The 13,019-nt window shown below is 74.6% G+C and carries 13 protein-coding genes and 1 pseudogene; 7 read left to right on the top strand and 7 right to left on the bottom strand.

All coding sequences use genetic code 11. The features are described from left to right. Positions 1-42 precede the first annotated feature (42 nt). The 6 genes and pseudogenes from BJY16_RS42185 to BJY16_RS42160 form a co-directional block, all read right to left on the bottom strand. Entirely contained in the window at positions 43-1,512 is a 1,470-nt protein-coding gene (locus BJY16_RS42185) for a DHA2 family efflux MFS transporter permease subunit (RefSeq protein ID WP_239176667.1), read from the bottom strand. After that, positions 1,509-2,024, bottom strand: coding sequence for a PadR family transcriptional regulator (locus BJY16_RS42180; RefSeq protein WP_185045241.1), 516 nt, complete (start codon positions 2,022-2,024; stop codon positions 1,509-1,511). Before BJY16_RS42180 ends, BJY16_RS42185 begins: the two co-directional genes overlap by 4 nt. Positions 2,025-2,042: 18 nt before the next feature. Then, positions 2,043-3,071: a hypothetical protein gene (locus tag BJY16_RS42175; RefSeq protein ID WP_185045239.1), complete on the bottom strand. Its 1,029-nt coding sequence runs from the start codon at positions 3,069-3,071 to the stop codon at positions 2,043-2,045. A 149-nt stretch (positions 3,072-3,220) separates the two neighbouring features. Then, positions 3,221-3,550, bottom strand: a pseudogene (locus BJY16_RS42170) (PadR family transcriptional regulator); the annotation flags it as partial. Between the two features lie 59 nt (positions 3,551-3,609). Then, positions 3,610-4,860 (bottom strand): HAMP domain-containing sensor histidine kinase, encoded by a 1,251-nt coding sequence (locus BJY16_RS42165; RefSeq protein ID WP_185045236.1) that lies wholly within the window; start codon positions 4,858-4,860, stop codon positions 3,610-3,612. Then, positions 4,857-5,537: a response regulator transcription factor gene (locus BJY16_RS42160; RefSeq protein ID WP_185045234.1), complete on the bottom strand. Its 681-nt coding sequence runs from the start codon at positions 5,535-5,537 to the stop codon at positions 4,857-4,859. Before BJY16_RS42160 ends, BJY16_RS42165 begins: the two co-directional genes overlap by 4 nt. A gap of 102 nt (positions 5,538-5,639) precedes the next feature. Between BJY16_RS42160 and BJY16_RS42155 the strand changes: the two genes are divergently transcribed. From BJY16_RS42155 to BJY16_RS42130, 6 genes are all read left to right on the top strand, one after another. Continuing rightward, on the top strand, positions 5,640-6,092 hold the full coding sequence (locus BJY16_RS42155) for a hypothetical protein (RefSeq protein ID WP_239176665.1): 453 nt from the start codon (positions 5,640-5,642) through the stop codon (positions 6,090-6,092). A 59-nt stretch (positions 6,093-6,151) separates the two neighbouring features. Further along, the gene (locus tag BJY16_RS42150; RefSeq protein ID WP_185045233.1) at positions 6,152-7,522 is read left to right on the top strand and encodes a pyridoxal phosphate-dependent decarboxylase family protein; all 1,371 of its coding nucleotides are present in this window, start codon (positions 6,152-6,154) and stop codon (positions 7,520-7,522) included. Positions 7,523-7,535: 13 nt separating this feature from the next. Beyond that, complete coding sequence (locus BJY16_RS42145; RefSeq protein ID WP_185045231.1) at positions 7,536-8,183, top strand: DUF6882 domain-containing protein; 648 nt, start codon at positions 7,536-7,538, stop codon at positions 8,181-8,183. 30 nt (positions 8,184-8,213) lie between these two features. Beyond that, positions 8,214-8,726, top strand: coding sequence for a GNAT family N-acetyltransferase (locus BJY16_RS42140; protein ID WP_185045230.1), 513 nt, complete (start codon positions 8,214-8,216; stop codon positions 8,724-8,726). 98 nt (positions 8,727-8,824) lie between these two features. After that, positions 8,825-10,417, top strand: a complete 1,593-nt coding sequence (locus tag BJY16_RS42135; protein WP_239176680.1) for an ABC transporter transmembrane domain-containing protein — start codon at positions 8,825-8,827, stop codon at positions 10,415-10,417. Further along, positions 10,414-12,135 (top strand): ABC transporter ATP-binding protein, encoded by a 1,722-nt coding sequence (locus BJY16_RS42130; RefSeq protein WP_185045226.1) that lies wholly within the window; start codon positions 10,414-10,416, stop codon positions 12,133-12,135. The genes BJY16_RS42135 and BJY16_RS42130 overlap by 4 nt, the downstream gene beginning before the upstream one ends. Here BJY16_RS42130 and BJY16_RS42125 read toward each other — a convergent pair. Continuing rightward, positions 12,123-12,548 carry a PRC-barrel domain-containing protein gene (locus BJY16_RS42125; protein WP_185045224.1) on the bottom strand — a complete coding sequence of 142 codons (426 nt, stop codon included), beginning with the start codon at positions 12,546-12,548 and terminating at the stop codon, positions 12,123-12,125. The two genes, BJY16_RS42130 and BJY16_RS42125, sit on opposite strands and share 13 nt — an antisense overlap. A gap of 135 nt (positions 12,549-12,683) precedes the next feature. Here BJY16_RS42125 and BJY16_RS42120 point away from each other — a divergent pair, with 135 nt between their 5' ends. Further along, a complete protein-coding gene (locus BJY16_RS42120) occupies positions 12,684-13,019 on the top strand; it encodes a hypothetical protein (RefSeq protein ID WP_185045223.1) in 336 nt (111 codons plus the stop codon).

The following is a 13,019-nucleotide window of genomic DNA, read 5'->3' as shown; positions in this document are numbered from 1 at the left end:
GACAGCAAGATCGCAAGACTCACGTGCACCGCAACGATCCGGTCAGCCGCTTGGTTGCCGGATCGGGGCGAGCCGGAGCGCCAGCAACGCCGCCCCGAGCGCGACCCCGGTGAGGATCACCCCGATGTGATGAAAGCCGGTCACCGGATCGGTGGCCGCGACCTGCGCGGCGTACAGCGTGGCGAGCAGGCTGACGCCCAGCGCCCCGCCCAGCCGCTGCGCGATGTTGAAGATCGTGTTGCCGTCGGCCAGCTGCCCGTCGCCGAGTGGGGCGAGCATCGCGAACAGCAGCGGGGTGATCCCGAAGCCGATTGCCACGGCCCGCCCGGACAGGATGATCGCGGTCACCCCGAGCGGGGTGTCCGCCTGCAGCAGCAGCAACCCGGCGCTGGTCGCGCCGAGCACCAGGAACCCGCCGGTGACCAGGGTGCGCACCGGGATCCGGGTGGCCAGCCGCTGGCCGAGCGCGGTGCCGACCCCGGTGATCAGCCCCTGCGGCAGCAGCGCCAGGCCGGTGGCCAGCGTGGAGTGGCCCTGCACCGCCTGGGTGAAGACCGGCAGCAGGAAGACCGCGGCGTAGGCGACCACCGAGGAGACCACGCTCAGGGTGAGCGCGAGGCGGGACTGGGCGTAGCGCACCAGCGCCAGGTCGACGGCCGGCTGGGCGCGGCGGGACGCCCACCACAGGTAGCCGGCGAGCAGCGCCAGCCCGGCGCTGACCGTGCCGATCACGACCGGACTGAGCCAGCCGGTGAGTGGGGCGCGGCTGACCCCGTAGAGCACGGCGGTCAGCCCGGCCGCGAGCAGCGTGAGGCCGATCGGGTCGAACCGCGCGCCCGGATCGGCCGGTGCGGCGGCGCCGGCCGGGACCCGGCGCAGGCCGAGCAGCCCGGCGACGCCGACCGGCACGTTGACCAGGAAGATCCACGGCCAGCCGCCGGTCGCGACGAGCAGGCCGCCGAGCGTCGGCCCGAGCGCCGGGGCCAGGAAGAACAGCAGGCCGGCGGCGATCGGGATGCGCCGGGCCGCACCCTGCCGGCCGAGCAGCAGGGTCATCGCGAGCGGCACCAGCGGGGCGCCGAGCAGACCCTGGGCGGCCCGGGCGGTGATCAGCAGCGGCACGGTGGGTGCGACGGCACAGGCCGCCGAGGCGGCCACGAAACCGATCAGAGCCATCCGGTACGTCCGGAGCGTCCCGAAGCGGCGGGCCAGGTACGCGCTCGCGGCCAGCCCGGCGGCGAGCGCCAGCAGGTAGCCGCTGACCACCCACTGGACGCCGTCCAGGGTGGCGTGCAGCTCGCGGGCGATGTCGGCGACCGCGACGTTGACGATGCTGGAGTCCACCATGGTCAGCACCGGCCCGATCATCAGCCCCAGCTGGGCGGGCCGGCTGAGGCGAGGGCTGCCGGCCTCCTTCGGGGCGGCCGTCTCCGGCGCGGCGTCGCTCGCGGCGGCCGTCTCCCGCGCGGCGATTCCAGGAGCGGCCGGCTTCCTTTCGGCGTGGCCGGTCATGACGAGCGCCTTCGCAGCTCGTCGAGCCAGGTGCGCTCGCGCTCGGTCCGGGCGATCAGCTCGGCGGTGACCAGGCCGCCCCAGTCCCGGTTGTTCCGGCTGTTCCGCGCGCGGGCGGCCTGCCCGCCGAGATGCTCCAGCCGGCGGGCCAGGGCCTGATCCCGGGCGGCCAGCACCGCGGCCCGCTCGTCCGGGGTCAGCTCGTCGAACATGCCCAGCCGGGTGAGGAACTCGGCCTCCTCCCCGGCCAGCTCGGCGGGCAGCTCGGCGACCATGTCGTGCAGCAGCTCGCGTCCCACGTCGGTGATCTCGTAGACGTGCCGGGGCGGCCGGCCGGTCTGCTGCTCGGCGACCTTGGTCACCGCGCCGGCCGCCTCGAACCGGCGCAGCGCCGGATAGAGCGTGTTGTTGTTCAGCGCGACGGCGATCGTGTCGGCGACCTTCCGCTTCAGCTCGTAGCCGTGAATCGGCCCGCCGCGCAGGTGGCTCAAGATCAGGATGTCGAGAAACATAGTCCACTCTAACCTAGGTTAGAGTGGACGGTAAGTCTGATCAGGATGGCGGTCCGGCATCCGGGGCGGGGCCGCCGCAGCTGGGGCAGTGCGGCCGTGGCGCGCGGCGGTGCCGGCGGAACGGGGTGGCCAGGGCGAGGAGGACGGCGGGACCAGGGTGATGGCGACGGCGACCACGGCCATCGACGACCAGGCCGGGTTCGGGACGTTGGCGGTGGTACTGGTGATGGCGGCGGTCAGCGGGTGCAGGGTCAGCAGGCCGATCGGGGCGAGCAGGGCCAGCAGGGTCCAGCCGCCGCGCAGGTCGCCCCGGGCGGCCAGGCCGGTGGCGAGCAGCAGCGCGGTGAGGAGCAGGGCGACCGCCGCGCCCGGCAGGAGCTCATCGGCAGCCGAGATGTAGAACCAGGCGGGGTACCAGGGGTCGGCCGCTGACAGCAGGCTTCCCACGTAGGAGGCGGCGGCTGCGGCGGCGAGGACCGGGAGTGCGCGGATTCGCCGGGCTTGGTGGCCGGCGGCCAGGGCGACCAGGCCGAGGCTGGCCTGCGGCACGAGGATGTAGAGCGGCGGGCGGTAGTCCGCGAGCGGGATGACGGCCACGGTGACGGCGAGGGCCGCGCCGAGGGTCAGGCGGGCCGGGCGGCCAGGGGCGAACAGGTGCACGGTGACGGCGAGCAGCCATGCCGCCCAGACCGTGAGGTTGACTATGGCGAACGGGCCGAAATGGGGACTCTGCCAGCGGACCGGGTGCTCGGCGAGTTCAGCGCTCTCGGCGACCGCGGCGGTGCCGGCGATGGCGGCAAGGGTGATCATGGCGAGCGTGCCGGCCAGGCGCAGGCCCGGACCGAGCGTGGTGGCGCCGGCGGCGCGGACGTGTTCGCGGAGACCGCCGGCTGCGAGGTCCACGATGTCGGCGACGGCCGGGCGGCGCTGGTCCGGGCCGGTCAGCTCCAGGTATGTGCCGACGATCTCGGTGCCGCGGGCTCGGTGGTAGGCGGCCGGGTAGAACCAGCGAACCAGGCGGGAGTAGCGGCGTTCCAGGTCGGTCATGCCATTCCTCCGTCGAGGCGGCCGGTGAGGGGCGACGCGAGGCGAGCGGTGCGGGGCGACGCGAGGCGGGCGGTGCGGGGCGACGCGAGGCGGGCGATGAGAGGCGACGCGAGGCGGGCGGTGCGGGGTGACGCGAGGCGGGCCAGGTGCGGGGCCGGGCTGGGGCGGGCGCGGAGGCGGGCGGTGGCGGCTTCGACGTTGCGGCGCATGCGCTCGGTCTCCTCGGCGAGCACGGTGGTGCCCTGGTCGGAGAGGCGGTAGTAGCGGCGCAGCCGGCCGTCGACGGTCTCCTCCCGGTCGACGGCGACCAGGCCGGCGTCGGTCAGCCGGTCGAGGGCGCCGTAAAGCGTGCCGGGCCGCAGCGTGATCCGGCCGTCGGAGAGCCGGTCCACCTCGGCGATCAGGCCGTAGCCGTGCAGCGGGTCGCCGGCCAGGGCGGTGAGGATCAGGAAGGTCGGTTCGCGCAGGGGTGTCTCCACGCGAGGCAATATATCGGCTGCGAAGGTATCCGCGCAGTCCCTACCGGCGGCGGGACGGCTCAGGGCGTACCGGAAACGCCCGGCAGGGACAGCGAGACGACGGCGCCGCCCGGACCACCCGCGATCTCGAACGTGGCCGCGACCTGCCGGGCGATGTCCAGCCCGAGGCCGGTGGAATCGCCGCCGGAGGCGCCGCGGGCGGCGGCCGACGGCGGCAGGCCGGGACCCTCGTCGGCGACCGTGAGCAGCGCGCCACCCGCCGGCTGCGCCATCAGCGTGACCGAGAACGGCGTCTCGTCCGGGGTGTGCGCGAAAACGTTGCCGAGCAGCGCGTCCAACGCCGCCGCCAGGTCGTCCGCGGCCACCGCGACCGGCAGCGGGCGGTCCGGAAGGGACTGGGTCACCGCGCGCCCGGTGTCCTCCGCCAGCACCCGCCAGAAGGCCACCCGGTCCCCGACCACCGCGGTCGCGTCGCAGGTGGCCGAGTGGGCCCGGACGTCCCGGCGGGCCTGCTGGATCACCGCGGTGACCGCGCGGGCCACCCCGTCGGCGGCGGACGCGACCCGGGCCGACTCCTCCGGGTCGCGCAGCGACTCGGCCTCCAGGCGCAGCGCGGTGAGCGGCGTGCGCAGCCGGTGCGAGAGATCGGCGACCCGTTCCCGTTCGGCGGCGAGCAGGTCCTCGATGCGGCCGGCGAGATGATTCAGCGCGCCGGCCACCTCGCGCAGCTCGGGCGGGCCGGCCGGGGTGGCGCGGGCGGTCAGTTCGGCGTTCGCCAGGCGGTGCGACACCTCACTGAGCTGGGTGATCGGGGCGGTGATGGCGCGCGCCAGCCGGTCCGCGACGAGCAGGCCGAGCAGCAGCAGCGCCACGCCGAGACCGCCCAGGGTGAGCCAGGACCGGGTGACGCCGCGGGACAGCTCGGCGTCGGTGACCACGGTGCGCACCACGCTGGTCCCGGCCGCGCCGACCACCGGCACCACCAGCTCCCGCCCGGCGCCGGTGGCCACGGTCAGCGCCTGATTGCTGGCTTGCGCCAGCCGGACCGCGGGGGTCATGGTCGCCGGCGCGCCCACCGCGGTCCCGTCCGGGAGAAACACCGTCACCGGTACGTCCTGAGCCGTCACCACCAGCCGCAACGTCGCCACGTCGCCGCCGGCCAGCGGCACGATCGTCTGCACCACGTCGTCGGCCTGCCCGAGCGCCCGGTCCTGCGCGACCTGGCGCAGCAGCAGCCCGATCGGCACCAGGAAGGCCAGCAGCACCAGCACGGTGGTCGCCGCGACCAGCAGCGTCAGCCGGGCCCTCACGCCGGCTCGCTCAGCTTGACCCCGACCCCGCGCACGGTGTGCAGGTAGCGCGGCTCCTGCGCGGTCTCGCCCAGCTTGCGCCGCAGCCAGGACAGGTGCACGTCGACGGTCTTGTCCGCCCCGCCGTACGGCACCTGCCACACCTCGCTGAGCAGCTCCCGCTTGGTGACCACCTGCCCGGCCCGGGCCGCGAGGTGGTGCAGCAGGTCGAACTCGCGCGGGGTGAGCTCGACCGGCGCGCCGTCCAGGGTGACCGTGCGGCCGGCCGGGTCGATCCGCAGGCCGCCGACCGCGAGCACCGGCGTCTCCTCGACGGTCGCGCCGCGCCGCAGCACCGCCCGGATCCGGGCGTCCAGCTGCGCGGCGGTGAACGGTTTCACCACGTAGTCGTCGGCGCCCGCGTCGAGCAGCCGGACCATCTCGGTCTCCTCGTCCCGGGCGGTCGCGATGATCACCGGGGTCCGGCTGACCGCGCGCAGCATCCGCAGCAGCTCCCGCCCGTCCAGGTCGGGCAGTCCCAGGTCCAGGACGATCAGGTCGGGTTTCTCGGCGAGGGCGGTCTGCAGGCCGTCCATCGCGGCCGGCGACGCGGCCACCGCGTGCCCGCGCTCGCGCAGGGCGCGCAGCAGGGTGTTCCGGATCGCCGGGTCATCCTCGATCAGCAGGAGTCTCGCCACGGCTGCACGGTAACGGCTGGACCAGGCGGTTCGGGCGGTTCTTAACCCTCTCTTAGCGGTGTCCCGGGCCGGACTTAGCCGAGCGGGGCGCATAGTGGCCGGGTGAGTCGACTGGGGCAGCGCGTGGTGATCGGCGCGGGATGGGTGGTGGCGGCGATCCTCGCCGTGCTGGTGGGAGTGATCGGGATCCGGCTGGTCGGCGCGGATCTGACCACCCGGCCCGGGGACGCGGTCAGCGAGGCGCAGGTGGAGCAGGAGCTCGGCGACCTTCCGGCCGTCCCGTCGTCGGCGCCCACGACAGCGGCGCCCGCGACGGCCGCGCCCACGACAGCCGCGCCCGCGAAGGACGCCGGCCGCTCCTTCCCCACCCGCGGCGGGACCGTGGTGGCCGACTGCGGCGGGATCATCTCGATGGCGCCGGCCCAGGGCTTCGCGGTGCACGAGCAGCGCGGCCGGGAGGGCGAGTTCCGCAGCGTCCGGGACAACCACGTCCGGGTGAAGGTCCGGGTGACCTGCGCCGCTGGCGTGCCCGCGCTGGGCAGCGACGACGACTGAGGCCAGACACCCGGAACTGGACCGCGACGCGCCGGTGTCCGCCTGCCTACCGTGCTCGGGTGGACTCTCGCCTCGCTGCCGACCTGGCCGGCCTGCCCGACCTGCTGACCGCCGCCCGTGACTACGCCGCCGGGATCCTGGACGACCTCGGCGAGCGGCCGGTCGCGGCGACGCGCGCCGAGTTCGCGCCGCAGCCGCTCCCGGTCGCCGGGGTCGGGGCGGCGCGGGCCCTGCAGGTCTTCCGGGAGCGGTGGGCGCCCGGGTTCTCCGGCAGCGCCGGGCCGCGCTACCTCGGGTTCGTCACCGGCGGGGCGACACCGGCCGCGCTGGTGGGGGACTGGCTGACCGGGGCGTTCGACCAGAACGCGGTGACCCGGCAGGACTCGTCGGCGGTCGACCTGGAGCGGGAGACGGTCGGGTGGCTCCGGTCGCTCTTCGGGCTCGGCGCGGGGCACCACGGGACGTTCGTGTCCGGGGCGACCATGTCGAACACGGTCGGGCTGGCGATCGGGCGGGAGTGGCTCGGCGCGCAGCAGGGGATCAGTGTCGCCCGGCAGGGCGTCGCGGCCCTGGGCGACATCTCGGTCCTGTCCGGAGCGCCGCACTCCAGCATCTACAAGGCGCTGTCGATGCTCGGCATCGGCCGTGATCAGCTGCGGACGGTCCCGCTGCTCGATGATCGTGAAGCCGTTGATGTGGCGGCTCTGGAGGCGGCTCTCGCCGCGATCGACGGGCCGGCGATCGTGGTCGCGAACGCCGGCACGGTCAACACGGTCGACTTCGACGACTTGAGCGCCATCTCCCGGCTCAAATCGAAATATCCGTTCTGGCTGCACGTCGACGCCGCCTTCGGCGGCTTCGCGGCGCTGTCCGAGGACCACAAGCACCTGGTAGCCGGCCTCGACCAAGCCGACTCCATCTGCATCGACCTGCACAAGTGGCTCAACGTGCCGTACGACGCCGCCATCCAGTTCACCCGCCGCCGCGACCTGCAGCTGAACGTCTTCCAGAACGCGGCGGCCTATCTCACCCCGCCCGAGGGCGACCCCGACCTGTTCCACCTCACCCCGGAGAACTCCCGCCGGCTGCGCGCGCTGACCGCCTGGTTCACGCTCGCGGCCTACGGCGCCGAGGGGCATCGGGAGGTCGTCGAGCGGAACGTCGCCGCGGCCCGCCGGTTCGGCGAGCAGGTGGCTGGCCTGCCCGGAGTGCGGGTGCTCGCCCCCGTACGTCTCAATGTCGTGTGTTTCGCGGTCGATGACGTGCCCGCGGTCCTGGCCGCGGTGGCCCGCTCCGGCGAGGCGTTCCTGACGCCGACCGTCCATCGGGGTGTCCCGGCGCTCCGCGCGGCCTTCGCCAACTGGCGCACCGGCGAGGCGGACGCCGACCGGGTGATCGCCGCCCTGGCCAAGGCCCTCGCGGACGGGTGACAGACTGCCCGCCATGTTCTCCGATCTGCTCACCCAGTACGTCGCCACCGCCCACGCCCGCCAGCTGGCGCTCGCCGACCTGATCGGCGAGCGGGACTGGCAGCTCGACCTGACCGCCGGCCAGGTCACCTTCGGCGACGATCTGAGCTTCCCGATCCAGCTGCTCGGCACCGAGAGCCACCTCGACGGCACCTGGCTCTGGGCCTGGGCGAACGAGCAGAGCGGCCTGCCCCGGCAGCTGCTCGCGCTGAGCAGCTGGATGCGCGAGTTCGGGGTCCGGCAGGGCGTGACCGAGCTGACCGACGCGACGTTCCCGCTGGACCGGGCGGACGGGCACCGGCTCGCCCTGGTCGCCTCCGGGCTGACCGGCCGCTGCTACTACCGCGGTCCGTACGACGGCGGCGCGGTCTTCTTCCACCTGGAGGGCGTCCCGGACCAGCCGGTCGCCCCGGAGCGCGCCTTCACCGTGGTGAACCAGGTGCTGATGGGCTACCCGGTCGAGCACCGGGCCATGGTGACCGCGTTCCTCAGCCAGCAGGGCTGGCGGGTGGCGAGCGAGGACGGCCTGGTCACCGGTGTGCATCCGAGCGGCAGCGAGATGCGGGTGGAGTTCGACGGGCAGGGCCGGATCAGCAACCTGACCGGGCAGCTTCGGCGGTGATCTAATCTGAGCCGCGTGCCAGGACCATCGTTGACCGCCGTTGCCCGACCCGCGACCAGCGCCGACGCCTTCCGGGTCGCCGAGATCTGCGCCTCCGCGTACCGGGCCGCCTACCGCGACCTGCTGCCGCCCGGCTACATCGACCGGACCGTCGCCGTCTACTTCGGCGCCGAGCGGGTCGCCCGGCAGGTGCCGGCCCACCCGCCGCGGTGGTTCGGCTACCAGGTGGCCGAGGAGGGCGGGCGGCTGGTCGGCGCGGCCGGTGGCGGACTGACCGGGGACGGCGTCGGCGAGCTGCACCTGATCTACCTGGACCCGGCGGAGCGGCACCGCGGCCTCGGCACCCTGCTGCTGAACCGGGTGGTCGAGCAGATCCGGGCGGCCGGCGGCGCCGAGGTGTGGCTGTCGGTGTTCCTCGGCGACGCGGCCGGGATCGGTTTCTACCGCTCGCGCGGCTTCCAGCCGGTGGAGACCGTGCAGGCCGGCCTGTCCCGGGCCGACGACCACATCCGCTGCCTGCGGATGCGCCGAAAGCTGGACTAATCCGGTTTCCGTGCGGCAGCCGCGGCGGCAGGATGTCGGTTGTGGAACGGGGACCCGGTCGTTACCTCTGGTGGTTGGCGCGACAGTTGAGGGGCCGGGTGGCGCTCGGCGCGCTGTGCGGCTCGCTCTGGTTCGTCAGCCTGGCCGCGATGCCGTGGCTGCTCACCCAGGCCATCGACCGGGGCCTCACCCCGCGCCGGGCCGGCCCGCTGCTCGCCTGGACCGCCGCGGTGCTGGTGATGGGGCTGGTCAACGCGGTCCTCGGGATCCTGCGGCACCGCAACATGACCAAGCTGCGGCTGGCCGCCGCGCTGCGCACCGCCGATCTGGTGCTGACCCACGCCACCCGGCTGGGCGCGTCGCTGCCCCGCCGGATCACCGCCGGTGAGGTGGTCACCATCGGCATCTCCGACGTGTGGCTGATCGGCCGGGCGATGAACGTCGCCGGGATCGGCCTGGCCTGCCTCTGCTCCTGCACCGTGGTGGCCACCATGCTCTACCGGACCACCCCGGTGCTCGCGCTGGTCGTGGTGCTCGGCGTGCCCGCCTTCGGCCTGCTGGTCACCCCGCTGCTGCTCGGCACCCAGCGGGCCGGCTCGCGCTATCGGGAACGCCAGGGCGCGCTCAACGCCCGGCTGGTCGACGTGGTCGGCGGCCTGCGGGTGCTGAACGGGCTCGGCGGCGCCGACACCCACCTGGCCCGCTACCGGCGGGAGTCGGCCCGGCTGCGCGACCAGGGCTACCGGGTCGGCCGCCCGGCCAGCTGGGTCGGCGCGCTCGGCGACGGCCTGCCGATGGTGTTCCTGGCCCTGGTGATCTGGGTGGCCGCGCGGAAGGCGGCGAACGGCGAGATCACCGTGGGCGAGCTGGTCGGCGTCTACGGCTACACCGCGCTGCTGGTCATCCCGATCAGCGTGCTGATCTTCTGTGGCTTCGACCTGACCTACGGCCTGGTCGCCGCCCGCCGGGTGACCGGCTTCCTGAACCTGCCGCTGGAGGACCCGGCCGGCGCCGCCGCCCCGGCCGGTCCGGGCCACCTGCACGATCCGGCCTCCGGGGTGACCGCCGAGCCGGGCCGGCTCACCGCGCTGGCCGGCGCCCGCCCGGCCGACGCCGTCGAGGTGCTCGACCGCCTCGGCCGCTACCTGCCCGGCGACACCACCTGGGCCGGCTACCGGCTGGACACCCTGGCCCGGGACGCGATCCGGGAGCGGATCCTGGTCGCCGAGAACGGCGCCGACCTGTTCGCCGGCCCGCTGCGCGAGGTGGTGGCCGGGCGGCACGACCCGGACGACGACCTGATCCGGGCCGCGATCGACACCGCGGTCGCCCACGACGTGGCCGCCGACCTGGACCACCCGGTCGAGTGGGGTGGCCGCAACCTCTCCGGCGGTCAGCGGCAGCGGGTCCGGCTGGCCCGCGCGCTGCACGCCGACCCGGAGATGCTGCTGCTCGCCGAGCCCACCTCGGCGGTCGACGCGCACACCGAGTCGGCCATCGCGGAACGGCTGGCCGAGCGCCGGGCCGGGCGCGGGACCGTGGTCGCGACCACCTCGCCGGTGCTGCTGGACCGCGCCGACGTGGTGCACTACCTGGTCGGCGGGCGGGTCGCGGCCACCGGCACGCACCGCGAGCTGCTGTCGGCCGAGCCCGGCTACCGGGCGCTGGTGACCCGGGTGTTCGCCGAATGAGCGCCACCCTGCCGGTCGCCGACCAGCGCCTCGTGCTGCGCGCCACGCTCCGCCTGATCGCCGCCGACAAGCGCTCGGTGGCCGTCCTGATCGGATTGAACTCGCTGGCCGCGATCGCCGGGCTGGGCGGCCCGTGGCTGCTCGGCCGGGTGATCGACACGGTGGCCGGGGGAGGCGGCGCGGCCGCCGTCGACCGGCTCGCGCTGGGCGTGCTGGCCTGCGCGCTCACCCAGATCGCACTGGCCCGGCTGGCGCTCGCCCTGGGCTACCGGTTCGGCGAGCGGACCTCGGCCCGGATCCGCGAGACGTTCCTGCGCCGGGCGCTGGAGCTGCCCGCGTCGGTGATCGAGCGGATCCCGGCCGGCGACGTGGCGGCCCGTGGCACCACCGACGTGGACGCGGTCGCCAGCACCCTGCGCGACCTGCTGCCCCGGCTGCTCATCGGCCTGGTCGAGATGATCTTCATCCTGATCGCGGTGTTCCTGCTCAGCCCGTTGCTGGGGCTGCTCGGGGTGCTCGGGCTGACCAGCATCTGGCTGGTCACCCGGTGGTACCTGAAACGGGCCCGGGACGCCTACCTGCGCGAGGGCGACGCGAACTCCTGGCTGGCCGAGGAGCTGGCCGCGACCACCGCGGGCGCCCGCACCGTCGAGGCGTTCGGGCTGGCCGACCGGCGGCTGGCAGCCGGGCACGCGGCGATCGACGAGACCCGCCGGACCCGGCTGCTCACGCTCGCCCTGCGCAGCGTCTTCCTGCCCGGCGTCGAGGCGTCCTACGCGGTCCCGCTGGTGCTGGTGCTGCTCGCCGGCGGCCTGCTCTACCTGGACGACCGGATCAGCCTCGGCGTGCTCAGCGCGGCCGTGCTCTACCTGCGCCAGCTGGCCAACCCGCTGGACACCCTGCTGATCCGGATCGAGCAGCTGCAGGCGGCGGCCGCGTCGTTCGCCCGGGTCGAGGGACTCGCCGCGACGCCGGCGCCGCCGGCTTACGCGCCGGACCCGCCGGCCGGCGACCGGATCGAGGTGCGCGGCGTCCGCTTCGCCTACGACCGCGGCCGCGACGTGCTGCACGACGTCGAGTTGACGGTACGGCCGGGCGAGCGCCTCGCCGTGGTCGGCCTCTCCGGCGCCGGCAAGTCCACGCTCGGCCGCCTGCTCGCCGGCGTCGACCGTCCCACCGCCGGCAGCGTCACGGTCGGCGGCGTCCCGATCGCCGACCTGCCCCCGGAGCTGCTCCGCCAGCAGGTCGTGCTGGTCACCCAGGAGCACCATGTCTTCCGGGAGACGGTCCGGGACAACCTGATGGTCCCGGCCCCGGACGACGAGCTGCGCCGGGCGCTCGCCACGGTGGGCGCCGACTGGGCCGACGACCTGGACCGTGACCTGGGCGAACACCCGCTCGACGGTGCGCAGGCGCAGCAGCTGGCGCTGGCCCGGGTGCTGCTCGCCGGCCCGCACACGGTCATCCTGGACGAGGCGACCGCGCTGCTCGACCCGACCGCCGCCCGGGACGCGGAACGGGCCCTCGCGGCGGTGCTGCACGGCCGTACCGTGATCGCCATCGCGCACCGCCTGCAGACCGCCCACGACGCCGACCGGGTCGCGGTCATGCACGACGGCCGGATCGTCGAGCTCGGCACCCACGACGAGCTGCTCGCCGCGGACGGCTCGTACGCCGCCCTGTGGCGCTCCTGGCACCGGGCCGATCAGATGCGGTAGTGCGGATATCCCGGGTAGATGTAGCCGGTGCTCCAGAACGGCGGGTACCCGTAGTGCCGGTACAGATCGTGGTAGTACTCGGTCGCGTCGATCAGCTCCGGGTCGTAGGCGGGCGCCTCGGCCACGATCTGCTTCGGCTCGGCCACGTGCACGATCTCGTCGTCGATCGCCCGGATCGCCTCCACCGGCACGAACGACGCGGTCCCGCCGAAACCGAGGATCCCGCCGTGCGCCACCCGCAGGAACCGCACCTTCCGCTCCTCCGGGTCGATCAGCAGGTCGTCGACCCGCCCGAGCTCGTGCCCGTCCCGGTCCCGGACCTTCCGGCCCCGGATGTCCTCCGCCGGATCCTCCACCACCTGGTCGCTGTCACTCAGCTCGATCAGCTCGATGCTGGCACTCGGTGTGGTCATGGCAGTCACCTCCGCCACCTCTTGAAGATCACCTGACCTCCCGGATACCCGATCCGGCCCGCCCCCAACCCGGCCCGCCGACCAGCCGGGCCCGCTCGACTGGTGCGGAGCGGGCCGGGAGGGCAGGCTGGGAGAATGGCATGGACGGTGCGCAAGCAGCTGCTCTGCCCGGCCTGCGGCGACATCATCGCCGAGGCCGTCCACCGGCGGTTCCCGGCGACGCTCACGGTCCGCGCCCCCGCCGGCTACGAGGTGATGCCCCGGCGCAGCGCCGCCGTGGAGCGCGAGCTGCTGGCCGGCGAGCTGCCGGGCGACCCGGACCCGGACACCCTCCGGGAGATGCTGCTGCGCCACCACGCCGACCTGATCTACGAGCTGACCTGCCCGCGCGGCCACGTCACCTACCGCGCCGCCCCCGCCGTCGTCCGGGCCGTCCGTGCCGCCCCCGGAGCCTGGGCCCAGCTGAGCTGA

It is taken from the genome of Actinoplanes octamycinicus, from assembly GCF_014205225.1.
Classification (GTDB): domain Bacteria; phylum Actinomycetota; class Actinomycetes; order Mycobacteriales; family Micromonosporaceae; genus Actinoplanes; species Actinoplanes octamycinicus.
Note: the sequence above shows the minus strand (reverse complement) of the source record. Positions and strands in the feature narration are given on the sequence as shown.

Excerpts from the sequence above, each read along its gene's own strand:
- BJY16_RS42180 (WP_185045241.1), bottom strand. The coding sequence starts at position 2,024 with ATGTTTCTCGACATCCTGATCTTGAGCCACCTGCGCGGCGGGCCGATT.
- BJY16_RS42130 (WP_185045226.1), top strand. The coding sequence starts at position 10,414 with ATGAGCGCCACCCTGCCGGTCGCCGACCAGCGCCTCGTGCTGCGCGCC.
- BJY16_RS42125 (WP_185045224.1), bottom strand. The coding sequence starts at position 12,548 with ATGACCACACCGAGTGCCAGCATCGAGCTGATCGAGCTGAGTGACAGC.
- BJY16_RS42175 (WP_185045239.1), bottom strand. The coding sequence starts at position 3,071 with ATGACCGACCTGGAACGCCGCTACTCCCGCCTGGTTCGCTGGTTCTAC.
- BJY16_RS42120 (WP_185045223.1), top strand. The coding sequence starts at position 12,684 with ATGGCATGGACGGTGCGCAAGCAGCTGCTCTGCCCGGCCTGCGGCGAC.
- BJY16_RS42185 (WP_239176667.1), bottom strand. The coding sequence starts at position 1,512 with ATGACCGGCCACGCCGAAAGGAAGCCGGCCGCTCCTGGAATCGCCGCG.
- BJY16_RS42145 (WP_185045231.1), top strand. The coding sequence starts at position 7,536 with ATGTTCTCCGATCTGCTCACCCAGTACGTCGCCACCGCCCACGCCCGC.